The organism is Pseudomonas sp. NEEL19, assembly GCF_028751975.1.
Lineage (GTDB): Bacteria > Pseudomonadota > Gammaproteobacteria > Pseudomonadales > Pseudomonadaceae > Aquipseudomonas > Aquipseudomonas juntendi.
This window is the reverse complement of the sequence record NZ_CP081491.1, coordinates 1655246-1668723: the sequence shown is the minus strand read 5'-3', so window position 1 is coordinate 1668723 and position 13478 is coordinate 1655246. Positions and strand designations below refer to the sequence as shown.

General features: G+C 62.4%; 10 protein-coding genes. 6 read left to right on the top strand and 4 right to left on the bottom strand.

Translation table 11 applies throughout. The features are described 5' to 3' along the window. Positions 1-148: 148 nt before the first annotated feature. Complete coding sequence (gene acs, locus K4A76_RS07610; protein WP_009681489.1) at positions 149-2110, bottom strand: acetate--CoA ligase; 1962 nt, start codon at positions 2108-2110, stop codon at positions 149-151. Between the two features lie 397 nt (positions 2111-2507). Between acs and K4A76_RS07605 the strand changes: the two genes are divergently transcribed. Continuing rightward, entirely contained in the window at positions 2508-2762 is a 255-nt protein-coding gene (locus K4A76_RS07605) for a DUF2790 domain-containing protein (protein ID WP_009681490.1), read from the top strand. Between the two features lie 85 nt (positions 2763-2847). Here the strand turns inward: K4A76_RS07605 and K4A76_RS07600 are convergent, their stop codons facing one another. Further along, positions 2848-4407: a sigma-54-dependent transcriptional regulator gene (locus K4A76_RS07600; protein WP_274411868.1), complete on the bottom strand. Its 1560-nt coding sequence runs from the start codon at positions 4405-4407 to the stop codon at positions 2848-2850. 254 nt (positions 4408-4661) lie between these two features. Here K4A76_RS07600 and phhA point away from each other — a divergent pair, with 254 nt between their 5' ends. The 4 genes from phhA (at position 4662) to K4A76_RS07580 (ending at position 7498) form a co-directional block, all read left to right on the top strand. Continuing rightward, on the top strand, positions 4662-5450 hold the full coding sequence (phhA, locus tag K4A76_RS07595; protein WP_009681492.1) for a phenylalanine 4-monooxygenase: 789 nt from the start codon (positions 4662-4664) through the stop codon (positions 5448-5450). 39 nt (positions 5451-5489) lie between these two features. Beyond that, entirely contained in the window at positions 5490-5846 is a 357-nt protein-coding gene (locus K4A76_RS07590) for a 4a-hydroxytetrahydrobiopterin dehydratase (protein ID WP_009681493.1), read from the top strand. 245 nt (positions 5847-6091) lie between these two features. Further along, entirely contained in the window at positions 6092-6220 is a 129-nt protein-coding gene (locus K4A76_RS07585; RefSeq protein WP_256222019.1) for a hypothetical protein, read from the top strand. Between the two features lie 90 nt (positions 6221-6310). Continuing rightward, on the top strand, positions 6311-7498 hold the full coding sequence (locus tag K4A76_RS07580; protein ID WP_274411867.1) for an MFS transporter: 1188 nt from the start codon (positions 6311-6313) through the stop codon (positions 7496-7498). 44 nt (positions 7499-7542) lie between these two features. Here K4A76_RS07580 and ydiJ read toward each other — a convergent pair whose 3' ends face one another. Beyond that, entirely contained in the window at positions 7543-10563 is a 3021-nt protein-coding gene (gene ydiJ / locus K4A76_RS07575) for a D-2-hydroxyglutarate dehydrogenase YdiJ (protein ID WP_274411866.1), read from the bottom strand. A gap of 151 nt (positions 10564-10714) precedes the next feature. Here ydiJ and K4A76_RS07570 point away from each other — a divergent pair, with 151 nt between their 5' ends. Beyond that, entirely contained in the window at positions 10715-11599 is an 885-nt protein-coding gene (locus tag K4A76_RS07570) for a LysR substrate-binding domain-containing protein (RefSeq protein ID WP_054912719.1), read from the top strand. Positions 11600-12052: 453 nt separating this feature from the next. Here K4A76_RS07570 and K4A76_RS07565 read toward each other — a convergent pair whose 3' ends face one another. Beyond that, entirely contained in the window at positions 12053-13471 is a 1419-nt protein-coding gene (locus K4A76_RS07565) for an amino acid permease (RefSeq protein ID WP_197886268.1), read from the bottom strand. Between the last annotated feature and the right edge of the window lie 7 nt (positions 13472-13478).

The following is a 13478-nucleotide window of genomic DNA, read 5'->3' as shown; positions in this document are numbered from 1 at the left end:
CGGTGACACAACGGTTACCGATGATTGTCGGGTAACAGTAAAGCAAAAACCCCGCCGGTTGCCCGGGCAGGGTTTCTGTAGGAGCGGCCTTGCGTCGCGATGGGCCGCAAAGCGGCCCCTGTCATTCAGCGCACACGCCGGCCCGCCATCACGCCGATGCCAGGCTCATCGCCTTGTGGGTATCGATCAGGTGCTGCACCACCCCAGGGTCGGCCAGGGTCGAGATATCGCCCAACGCATCGTACTCACCGGTAGCAATCTTGCGCAGGATGCGGCGCATGATCTTGCCGGAGCGGGTCTTGGGCAACCCAGGCGCCCACTGGATCACATCCGGGGAAGCAATAGGGCCGATCTCCTTGCGCACCCAGTTCTTCAATTCCAGGCGCAACTGCTCGCTGGCCTCGACACCCGCATTGAGGGTGACATACACGTAAATGCCCTGCCCCTTGATGTCGTGCGGCACACCTACCACTGCAGCTTCGGCCACCTTGGCGTGCGCTACCATGGCACTCTCGATCTCGGCCGTGCCCATGCGGTGGCCCGACACGTTGAGCACGTCATCCACGCGACCGGTGATCCAGTAGTAACCGTCCTCGTCCCGGCGCGCGCCGTCGCCGGTGAAGTACATGCCGCGGAAGGTCTTGAAATAGGTATCCACGAAACGGTCGTGGTCGCCATACAGCGAACGCGACTGGCCAGGCCAGGAATCGAGGATCACCAGGTTGCCCTCGGCCGCACCGTCGATCAGGTTGCCCAGGTTGTCCACCAGTGCCGGCACCACGCCGAAGAACGGCCGGGTCGCAGACCCTGGTTTCAGGCCGGTGGCACCCGGCAGCGGGCTGATCAGGATGCCGCCGGTTTCGGTCTGCCACCAGGTGTCGACGATCGGGCAGCGCTCCTTGCCCACGGCCTTGTAGTACCAGCTCCACGCTTCCGGGTTGATCGGCTCGCCCACCGACCCCAGCAGGCGCAGGCTGGAGCCATCAGCCCCGGCTACAGCGGCCTGCCCTTCGGCCATCATGGCGCGGATGGCGGTTGGTGCGGTGTAGAGGATGTTGACCTTGTGCTTGTCGATGATCTTCGACACTCGGGTGATGTCCGGGTAGTTCGGCACGCCCTCGAACAGCAAGGTGGTGGCGCCGTTGGCCAGCGGGCCGTAGACGATATAGCTGTGGCCGGTGACCCAGCCCACGTCCGCGGTACACCAGTACACCTCACCGGGGCGGTAGTCGAACACGCGCTCATGGGTCAGCGCGGCATACACCAGGTAACCGCCCGTGGTGTGCAGCACCCCTTTTGGCTTGCCGGTGGAACCCGAGGTGTACAGGATGAACAGCGCCTCTTCGGCGCCCATTTCTTTCGGCGCGCAATGGCTGGAAGCCACCTTCATCAGGTCTTCGTACCAGATGTCGCGGTGCTGGTGCCAGGCGATGTCACCACCGGTGCGCTTGCACACGATGATTTTCTGCACGCTGTTGGTTTCAGGGTTGGTCAACGCCAGGTCGACGTTGGCCTTGAGTGGGGTACGACGACCACCGCGCAGGCCCTCGTCGGCAGTGATCACCACCTTGGACTTGCAGTCGATGATCCGGCCGGCCAGCGCCTCGGGCGAGAAGCCGCCGAACACCACCGAATGGATCGCCCCGATGCGTGCACAGGCCAGCATGGCGACCACGGCTTCGGGGATCATCGGCATGTAGATGGTGACCACGTCACCACGGTGCACGTCCTGGCCACGCAGGGCGTTGGCAAACTTGCAGACCTGCTCGTGCAGTTCGCGGTAGGTAATGTTGCGGTGCTCGGAAGGGTCGTCACCTTCCCAGATGATCGCCAGCTGGTCACCGCGCTCTTCGAGGTGACGGTCCAGGCAGTTGGAGGAAACGTTCAGAGTGCCGTCGGCGAACCATTTGATATCGACGTGGTGGTCGTCGAACGAGGTCTGCTTGACCTTGGTGAACGGCTTGATCCAGTCGATACGCTGGGCCTGCTCGCGCCAGAAGCCGTCCGGGTTGATCACCGATTGCTGGTACATGGCCTTGTAAGTGGCCTCGTCGGTCAGCGTAGTGGCCGCAACCTCGGGACGAACGGGATACAGTGGAGCCGCACTCATCTGTGTTACCTCGGTGTAATAGTTGTTTTTGTATGGGACCGTTTGTAACTGTACCAGAGCAACAAAAGCCATTCGACGTTGGTAGTAATTTGGTACGGCCGTACCGGCAGAAGGCTCTGGCGCAAGCCTTACAGCTTGCCTGGCATGCCGCTGAACGCACGGACCGATGGATTGTTACAGATTCTGTTAAAAGACTTTATCAAAACACCCCCTGTTTCGGCCTGGGTGGCGGCCATAAAATTCACTTCGCCAGCAACGGCAAGGCGATTAACAACTGGTAACAGCCCCCACGAAGGCACACGTTGATCTCCCTTTATCTGGTTAGTTGAAACTTGATGTACACGCGGCGCCACAAGCGCCGCGCGCCCCCTCACGACCTTAGACAGGTATATTTGAAATGAAAGCTTTACTGGTATTGGTACTGGGTAGTCTTTGCGGCGCGGCACTGGCCGATGAAGCCAAAGATGCCGAGCAGATTCCGGTTGAACAATACAGTTACTCTCAGCACCTGGACATTGCCCGCGTCATTTCCATGAGCGAAGTGCCCAATGTGTGCGAAGTCGTGCCAGCGCGCATGACTTACGAGGACTCTCAGGGGCAGAAGCATATCCTCGAATACCGCGTGATGGGGAACGGCTGCTCTAACGGGTGAAGACCTTGAATCGGGGCCCTGCGGGGCCCCTTCGCGACACAATACCTGTAACTTGAAAGCAGTGCCAAAGTTGTTGCCCGCCCCCCTAATCGCCCGACTTGTTAAGTGAATAATCTCTCAACTTGTTGGCAATGGTGGTATGTGAAACACCCAATCTTTTTCCCAGTGCCCGGCTACTGGAAAACTCGCCCATCAAACTTTCCAGCACCGCTTTTTCAAAGCGCCCGACGATCTGCGAAAGATCCCCTTCCAGCGAAAAATCACCCAGCGGCTGGCGCACGCCATAATCCGGCAAACGAATATGCTCGCTCTTGACTACGCCGCCTTCGCATAATGAAACCGCCTGGAACAGGACGTTCTCCAACTGCCTTACATTACCCGGCCAATGATACTGCCCAAGTTTGTCCATGGCTGCCGGCGCCAAACGTGGCAAGGCGCAGCCGATCTGCCGGCTGGCCTGATCAAGAAAATGCTGCACCAGCCCTTCCAGGCCATCCATGCACTCGCGCAAGGGCGGAATGTGCAGCGACAATACGTTGAGGCGGTGATACAAGTCCTGGCGGAACTCACCACGGGCACACAATTCGGACAAGTCCACCTGCGTGGCGCAGATCACCCGTACATCCAGGTAGACCTCTTCATCGCTGCCGACCCGGCGGAAGCACCCGTCCTGCAGGAAGCGCAGCAGCTTGACCTGCAGGCGCGGGCTCATCTCCCCCACCCCGTCAAGGAACAAGGTGCCCCCCGCAGTCAGTTCCAGTAACCCAAGCTTGCCCTCGGCCCGCGCCCCTTCGAATGCCCCCGGGCCATAGCCGAACAGCTCGGTCTCGGCCATCGACTCTGGCAACCCGGCACAGTTCAGCGCCATCAATGGCGACTGCCCGCGCGGGCTGGCCAGGTGGCACGCCCGCGCCAGCAGCTCCTTGCCGGTGCCGGTCTCGCCCTCGATCAGCAACGGCGCATCCAGCGGCGCCATGCGCCGCGCTTCACGCACCACGGCTGCCATCACCCGCGAACTCTGGAAGATGCTGTCGAACCCCCGCAACTCCTGCTTGCGCACGTTGTAGATGCGCTCGCCAATACGGTCGGCACGGTGCAGGGTAAGCACGGCACCAGCCAGCGCCTCGCTCTCGTCATGCTCGGACTGCAGCGGCGCGATATCGGCCAGGAACACATCACCCTTGACCTGGATGCGCAGGCCGTTGATACGCGACTTGTTGGCCCGCACCAGCTCGGGCAGGTCGAAATCTTCGACGTAGCGGGCCAATGGCATGCCCGGCACCTCGTCCACGCGTACCCCCAACAGCTGCGCTGCGGCACGGTTGGCCGCAACGATGCTGCCGGCCATGTCTACTGACAGCACCGGGAAGTCCAAGGCCCCCAGTAGCGCGTTCAGTTCCATGTGCCGGCGCTCGCTGGGCATCAGCCCCACGCGCTTTACGCCGAACACCCCGGCAATGGCCTCGAACTTCGGGCGCAGGGCATGGAACTGCAAATTGACCAGGTTCGGGCAGTGCAGGTAGATGGCGTTGCCATGGTCACCCCCCACTTCGCCGCGCAGCACATTGATGCCGTACTCGACCAGCAGGTTGAGGATGTCCCGCAGGATGCCAATGCGATTCTGGCAGTGCACTTTGATACGCATGAGGGCTCTCGCAACGCCGATGTTTTTCAACACAGCGCAGAAAATTCGTAAAGATAAGCTGACAAAAGCCGAACAAACGCCAGCCGAATACGGCGTATTTTCCGCGCTCTCGCGAAATTTGTAAAATTTTCGTTACGATATTCACCCCGTGAGGCATTTCAACGCAGCCAGACCCCCGTGCAAAGCGGTGAGCAAAAGCCTAATGCTTGGGTATGTGCCGTACATAACAAGAAAGCCCTCACCAGGAGAGCCCTATGAAACAGACGCACTACGTGGCCCGCGAGCCCGATGCGCATGGTTTTATCGATTATCCCCAGCAAGAGCACGCTGTGTGGAATACCCTGATCACTCGCCAGCTGAAGGTGATCGAAGGCCGCGCGTGCCAGGAATACCTCGACGGTATCGAGCAACTCAACCTACCCCATGAGCGCATTCCGCAGCTGGGTGAAATCAACAAGGTGCTGGGCGCCACCACCGGTTGGCAGGTGGCTCGGGTACCTGCCCTGATCCCTTTCCAGACCTTTTTCGAGCTGCTGGCCAGCAAGCGCTTCCCGGTCGCGACCTTCATTCGCACCCCGCAGGAGTTGGACTACCTGCAGGAACCAGACATCTTCCACGAGATCTTTGGCCACTGCCCGCTGCTGACCAACCCCTGGTTCGCTGAATTCACCCACACCTATGGCAAGCTGGGCCTGGCCGCGACCAAGGAACAACGGGTGTACCTGGCCCGCCTGTACTGGATGACCATCGAATTCGGCCTGATGGAAACCGCCCAAGGCTGCAAAATCTACGGTGGCGGCATTCTTTCATCGCCCAAAGAGACCGTATATTGCTTGTCTGGTGAACCCGAGCACCAGGCCTTCGACCCCGTCGAAGCCATGCGTACACCGTACCGCATCGACATCCTGCAGCCCCTGTACTTCGTGCTGCCGAACATGAAACGCCTGTTCGACCTGGCCCACGAGGACATCATGGGTATGGTCCACACCGCCATGCAGCTGGGCCTGCATGCGCCTAAATTTCCACCTAAGGTTGCTGCCTGAGCGACCTTGCCGATAACAACTCGAAGCGGAAACTATTCCATGAATGCCTTGAACCAAGCCCACTGCGAAGCCTGCCGCGCCGACGCGCCGAAAGTCACCGACGAAGAGCTGGCAGAACTGATTCGCGAGATCCCGGACTGGAACATCGAAGTACGTGACGGCCATATGGAGCTGGAGCGCGTCTTCCTGTTCAAGAACTTCAAGCACGCCTTGGCGTTCACCAATGCCGTTGGCGAAATCGCCGAAGCCGAAGGCCACCACCCTGGGCTGCTGACCGAGTGGGGCAAGGTGACCGTGACCTGGTGGAGCCACTCGATCAAGGGCCTGCACCGCAACGACTTCATCATGTGCGCGCGTACCGACAAGGTGGCGGAATCGGCTGAAGGCCGCAAATAAAGCCGCGGCTGCCCCACTGGCACCGGCAAGGCCGCTGCCCTGCGCCCACCCCTGCCTGGCGGGCGAATGCGCCACATAGCCGCCGTTTTTCGGCCAGACGTTGTGCGCTGTTCGCCCGCAAACCCGACCGGCGAGCGGGAAAAAAACCAAACTGTCATCCAGACTTGTGTATCCTGCCCCAGCTTTGTAAAGCTTCAAACGCGCCTGGCGCAGACTTTTCACTCACACTTGCGAGGAACGACGAGATGCATGAGATCCCGAATCTTCCCTTCCCAAGCCTGAACCCAGAAGAGCCAACCGTGACCGCCCACGCCGAACCGGCAACTGCCGTCGAGCAGGATGGTGACGATCAATCCAGCGCTGACCAGGACTAACTGCGCATCCCCGACTGTGTGAAAACGGCTGACCTGCGGGCCACCCCCGTCAGCACGTTTTCACACCGTCCAGAACCCATGTAGGCCCTCATGCCCGACTCACCCCGCCCCCTTGCGGTCACCCTGCAAGTCGTCTCCATCGTTCTGTTCACCTTCATTGGCTACCTGAACATCGGCATTCCGCTGGCCGTACTGCCTGGCTACGTACACAACGACCTGGGTTTCAGTACCGTCGTCGCCGGCCTGGTGATCAGCGTGCAGTACCTCGCGACCCTGCTCAGCCGCCCCACCGCCAGCCGCATCATCGACAACCATGGCAGCAAGAAAGCCGTGATCTACGGCCTTGCCGGCTGTGGCATCAGCGGCGTGTTCATGCTGGCCTGCGCCTTCCTGACCCACCTGCCCGGGTGGAGCCTGGCCTGCCTGCTGGCTGGCCGACTGGTGCTGGGCAGCGCCGAAAGCCTGGTGGGTTCGGGCTCGATAGGCTGGGGCATCGGCCGGGTCGGGGCTGCCAACACGGCCAAAGTGATTTCCTGGAACGGCATTGCCAGCTACGGCGCCCTGGCCATCGGCGCGCCGCTGGGCGTACTGATGGTCAAGGGCCTTGGGCTGTGGAGCATGGGCCTGAGCATCATCCTGCTGTGCGCGGTAGGCCTGCTGCTGGCCTGGCCCAAACAGGCTGCGCCCATCGTCCATGGCGTACGCCTGCCGTTCCTGAGCGTGCTGGGCAAAGTCTTCCCGCATGGCTCGGGGCTGGCCCTGGGCTCGATCGGCTTTGGCACCATCGCCACCTTCATCACCCTGTATTACGCCAGCCAGGGCTGGGCCAACGCAGCACTCACCTTGAGCCTGTTCGGTGCCAGTTTCATCAGTGCTCGCCTGCTGTTCGGCAACCTGATCAACCGGATTGGCGGGTTTCGCGTGGCCATTGCCTGCCTTGCGGTAGAAACGCTGGGGCTGCTGATGCTGTGGCTGGCGCCCAGCGCGGAGCTGGCGCTGGCTGGGGCAGCACTGAGCGGGTTTGGCTTTTCGCTGGTATTCCCGGCGCTGGGCGTTGAGGCAGTGAACCAGGTCTCGGCGGCCAACCGCGGGGCGGCGGTGGGGGCGTATTCGCTGTTCATCGACTTGTCGCTGGGGGTAACCGGGCCTCTGGTGGGCGCAGTGGCGGCCGGGTTCGGGTTTGCCTCGATGTTTCTGTTTGCCGCCGCCGCTGCGGCCTGTGGGTTGCTGCTGAGCCTGTATCTGTATCGGCAGGCTCAACAGGCCCGGGCGCGGTAAAACGACGCCGCGCTGGGCTGCAAGGCAGCCCGCGCCGCTGAAGGTCAGCGCTGAGCGTACTGCAACACCACTTCCAGCGGGTGGCGCATCTGGCGTTCGGTCATGCGCTTGACTTGGCTGCGGCACGAATACCCGGTAGCCAAAGGTTCGCCCTCCTTGTCCAGCTTGGTGGCCCAGCTTTGCTCGAAGATGGTCCGCGAGGTTTCCTGGTTGCGCGCCTCATGCCCATAGGTACCGGACATACCGCAGCAGCCAGTGGCCTCGGTCACCAGCTTCAGCCCCAAACGGGCAAACACCTGCTCCCATTGGCGGGTACTGGCCGGCACATTGGTCTTCTCGGTGCAGTGCGCCATCAGGCGGAAGTTGCCCGGCGCGGTCGGTGCCTGTTCGGGCAGCACATTCATCAGCCATTCCTGCGGCAGCAGCACCTGCGGGCAACCGTCCATGCCCGGAACCTTCTGGTACTCCTGGCGATACACCAGGGTCATGGCCGGGTCCAGGCCCACAAGCGGCACGCCGCAATCGGCCAGGGCCTTGAGCTGGCTGGCATTGCGGATCGCCGCCTTGGCGAATGCACCGAGGAACCCCTGCACATGCAGCGGCTTGCCGTTGGCGCTATACGGCGCCAGGAATACCCGGTGGCCGAGGCGACTGGCCAGGTCGATGAACGCCGAAAGCAACGGCGTTTCGAAGTAACGGGTGAAGGCATCCTGCACCAGCACGATGCTGCGCTCGCGCTGGGCCGGGGTCAGTTCGCGCAGCGCCGGCACCGTGGCCATGCCAACCCGGCAGCGGGTCAGGGTGGCCTGGAAGTTGAAGCGGCTGATCAATGGGCTGTCGACCATGCCGACCTTTTCGGCCAGCAGCCTGCTCACCCATTTCGACCCCATCACCGCGTTGTACAGCCCCGGTGCGTGTGCCAGGTAGGGGATGGTGAACTCCAGCGAGCCGATCAGGTAGTCGCGCAGCGGGCGCTGATAACGGCCGTGGTACAGCTCGAGAAAGCGCGAGCGGAAGTCCGGCACGTTGACCTTGATCGGGCACTGCCCAGCGCAGGACTTGCACGCCAGGCAGCCGGCCATGGCGTCATACACCTCATGGGAGAAGTCGGCCTGGCCCTGATTGCGTGCGCGGCTGTTGCGCAGGCGCGCCGGCAGGCCCTTGAGCCACGAGACCTTGTTACGCGCCGCAGCCAGCACGTCGATGTTCGCTTCGCCCTGCAGGCGCAACCATTCGCGCATCAGCGAGGCACGGCCCTTGGGCGAGTGCTGGCGCTCACGGGTGGCTTTCCATGAGGGGCACATGGCGTCGTTGGGGTCGTAGTTGTAGCAGGCACCGTTGCCGTTGCAGTGCACGGCGCTGCCGAAGTCTTGCCAGACCCGTTCGTCGATGCTGCGGTCCAGGTCGCCGCGCAGGGTCACGCCATCGACCTTGGTCAGGCCTTCGGCGCTGTCGGGCGGCGTGCAGATCTTGCCCGGGTTCAGCTGGTTATGCGGGTCGAAGGCACCCTTCAGGCGCTGCAGTGCTGGGTACAGTTCGCCGAAATACTCCGGCACGTACTCCGAACGCAGGCCCTTGCCATGCTCGCCCCACAACAGGCCGCCATAACGTTTGGTCAGTGCCGCCACCGCATCGGAAATCGGCTTGACCAGCGCGGCCTGGGCCGGGTCTTTCATGTCCAGCGCGGGGCGCACGTGCAGCACGCCGGCATCCACGTGGCCGAACATGCCGTAGGCCAGGCCATAACCATCGAGCAAGGCCCGGAAGTCGGCGATGTAGTCGGCCAGTTGCTCCGGCGGCACCGCGGTGTCCTCGACGAAAGGTTGCGGGCGCACCTCGCCCTCGACGTTACCCAGCAGGCCCACCGAGCGCTTGCGCATGGTGTAGACACGGGTGACGGCCTCGGAACCCTCGGCCAGCGTGTGGCCCAGGCGCTCAACACTGGTGTCGTTCTGCAGGTGCTGGATGAACGCCTGCACCTTGGCATTGACCTGCGCCGGCTCGTCCCCGCAGAACTCCACCAGGTTGATGCCCAGGGTCGGCCGCTCGGGGTCGGCCGGGAAGTATTCGGCAACGCTGTGCCAGACGATATCCTTCATCGCCAGCATGAGCACCTTGGAGTCCACGGTTTCGATGGACAGCGGCTTGTGCGCCATCAGCGCATTAGCGTCCCGCAGGGCATCCATGAAGCTGGTGTAGCGCACATTGACCAGTACCGCGTACTTGGGGATCGGCAGCACATTGAGCTTGGCTTCGACCACATACCCAAGCGAGCCCTCGGCACCGCACAGCACGCTATTGAGGTTGAAACGGCCCTGTTCGTCGCGCAGGTGCGCCAGGTCGTAGCCGGTCAGGCAGCGGTTGAGCTTGGGGAAGGTGCGCTCGATCAGGTCGCCCTGGGTTTGCTGGATGTCCCGCGCCATGCGGTACACCTCGCCCACCCGGCCAGGCGCGGCACAGGCCTGCTCCAGCGCGGCCTCATCGATCGGCAGGCTGTGCAGGCGCTCGCCACCGAGCAGCACGCTGTGCAACTCCAGTACGTGGTCGCGGGTTTTGCCATAGGTGCAGCTGCCCTGGCCGCTGGCGTCGGTGTTGATCATGCCGCCGACGGTGGCGCGGTTGGACGTGGACAGCTCAGGTGCGAAGAACAGCCCGTACGGCTTCAGCGCAGCATTGAGCTGGTCCTTGACGGTGCCAGCCTGCACCCGCACCCAGCGCTCCTCGACGTTGATTTCGAGGATGTTGTTCATGTGCCGCGACAGGTCGACGACAATGCCATCGGTCAGCGACTGGCCGTTGGTGCCGGTGCCCCCGCCGCGCGGGGTGAGCTTGACGTGCCGAAAGCGTGCTTCGGCCATCAGCGTGGCCACGCGCGCCACATCGTCGGCATCCAGCGGGAACACCGCAGCCTGCGGCAGGCGCTGATAGATCGAGTTGTCGGTGGCCAACACCGTGCGGGTCGCGTAGTCGGCGCTGATCTGGCCACGGAAGCCGCTGTTGCGCAGGGCTTCGAGGAATTCGGGGTAGTTGGCGCTGGGTGCAACGGTTGGCAGCTGGGCGATCATCGAAGGATGGCCTCTTGATATTGGCTATTCACGGGATTCCTGTCGCCCCGGCATGGGTCAAACCAGGCGGGGGTGACGTATAAGCCAATGTTCCTGTAGTTTGCGCTCAGGGGCAAACGGATAATCCTGCCGCTATCAATGACTTTTATGAATGAATTACCGCCACCTGACTCCGTCCATGTCGCTGCTGCTGGCATTCGAGGCCGCCGCCCGGCATGAAAGCTACACCCGCGCCGCTGCCGAACTGTCACTGACCCAGAGCGCGGTCAGCCGGCAGGTGCAGGCACTGGAACAACAATTGGGCCTGACCCTGTTCCGCCGTGAAGGGCGCCAGGTGCAGCTGACCGATGTCGGCCGGCTGTACCAGGGCGAGCTCAGCGAGGCGCTGGGGCGCATCCGCAGCGCCACCCTGCAAGCGCTGGCTTACCAGTCAGGGGTCGGCACCTTGCGCCTGGCCACCCTGCCCACCTTCGGCTCCAAGTGGCTGTTGCCGCGCTTGCATGCGTTCTACAGCGCGCACCCTGGCATGCTGGTGCACATTCATTCACGCATCGAAGCCATCAATTTCGAAACCAGCGAGATCGATGCCGCCATTGGCGTGGCCAGCCACGACCTGCCCGGGCTGGTGTGCCATCGCCTGCATGCCGAGGAACTGGTGGTGATCGTACCGCCGCAGGCCAGCGCTGACCGCCAGGGCTGGAGCCCCGCCAGCATCAGCGAAGAGGTGCTGCTGAACGTGGCCAACAACCCGCACGCCTGGGGCGAGTGGTTTTCCCACCATGGCCTGCCGCACCGGGCGATGCGCCTGGGGCCTAGTTTCGAGCTCACCTCCCACCTGATCCAGGCCGTGCGCGCCGGGATCGGCATCGGGCTGGTGCCGCGCATTCTCGTGGAAGAAGAACTGGCCAAGGGTGAACTGCACAGCCCCGGGGCAGCTTTTGCCAGCCAGCGCAGTTACTACCTGATCTACCCGCCGAGGAATGAGGCATTACCGTCGTTGCGGGCGTTCAGGGGGTGGTTGCTGGAGCAGATCTGAGTCCTGCCTCGACCGTATAGGCTCCAAGCCCTGTGGGAGATTCTATGGTTTCTGGCAAGGATAGCCGCAGCATCTTCAGCGCCTGTGAGATCGAGCGCCGCCCGCGCGGCGCTTCGCGGGTAAACCCGCTCCTACGTTTGTTTGGGCCAATTATGCCTGTGGGATTTGCGCGCGAACGCCTTGGCGCCCACCACGATATCGCGTCGTAAAAACAAGGCGGTCGCGCGCGTCCGGCACAGGCAATACTGGCCCGAAACAAACGTAGGAGCGGGTTTACCCGCGAAGCGCCGCGCGGGCGGCGCTCGATCTCACAGGCGCTGCATATCTTCTGACAAACACCTATCAGCCCTGATGCGATCCCTGTGTGTGGCTTGCCGGCGATAGGGCCCAAACAGGCAATAAAAAACCCGAAGCCAGTCCCCGGCTTCGGGTTTCTCAATATCCTGCAGAGCCTTACTTGGCTACGGTTCCAGCAACCCCACCGGTATTCTGCCGCCGACGTGGCTTGACCATGTACACCACGAACATCGCAAACAGCCAGATCGGGATCGCGTACACCGACACCTGAATGCCTGGAATCATCAGCATGATGCCGAGAATCAGCACTACGAAGGCCAGCACCACATAGTTGCCATAGGGGTACCACAGCGCCTTGAACAGCGGCTTCTGGCCGCTACGGTCGAGGTGCTGACGGAATTTCAGGTGCGAATAACTGATCATCGCCCAGTTGATCACCAGGGTAGCCACCACCAGCGACATCAGCAGTTCCAGGGCATTTTGCGGCATCAGGTAGTTGAGCAGCACGGCCACGAAGGTCACCGCTGCCGACACCAGAATCGAGCGCACCGGCACGCCGCGTTTGTCGACCTTGGCCAGCGCTGCCGGGGCATCGCCCTGCTCGGCCATGCCCAGCAGCATGCGGGCATTGCAGTAGGTGCCGCTGTTGTACACCGACAGCGCGGCCGTCAGCACCACGAAATTCAGCAGGTTGGCGGCCACGTCACTGCCCAGCAGCGAGAACACCTGCACGAATGGGCTGCTGCCATAACTGCCGCCCGAGGCGTCGATGCTGGCCACCAGGTTGTCCCACGGGGTCAGCGACAGCAGCACCACCAACGCACCCACGTAGAAGATCAGGATACGGTAGATGACCTGGTTGATCGCCTTGGGGATCACGGTCTTGGGCTTGTCGGCCTCGGCAGCGGTGAACCCGAGCATTTCCAGGCCACCGAACGAGAACATGATGAAGGCCAGGGCCATGACCAGGCCGCTGACGCCATTGGGGAAGAACCCGCCGTGCGACCACAGGTTGGCGACGGTGGCCTCCGGGCCGCCGCTGCCGCTGGTCAGCAGGTAGGCGCCCAGGCCGATCATGCTGACGATGGCGACCACCTTGATGATGGCGAACCAGAATTCGGCTTCACCGAAGAACTTCACGTTCATCAAGTTGATGGCGTTGATCAGCACGAAGAAGGCGGCTGCGGTAACCCAGGTCGGGATTTCCGGCCACCAGTAGTGGACATACTTGCCAACCGCCGACAGCTCCGACATGCCCACCAGGATGTACAGCACCCAGCAGTTCCAGCCAGACAGGAAACCGGCGAAGCCGCCCCAGTAGGTGTGGGCAAAATGGCTGAATGAGCCGGCCACCGGCTCCTCGACGATCATCTCGCCAAGCTGGCGCATGATCATGAAGGCGATGAAGCCGCAGATGGCGTAACCGAGGATCATCGACGGGCCGGCGGATTTCATCACGCCTGCCGAGCCGAGGAACAGGCCGGTACCAATTGCGCCGCCAAGGGCGATCAACTGGATGTGACGGTTCTTCAGGCCCCGCTTGAGCTCGCCTGAATGCATGTTTTGTCCACTCATGAACGAA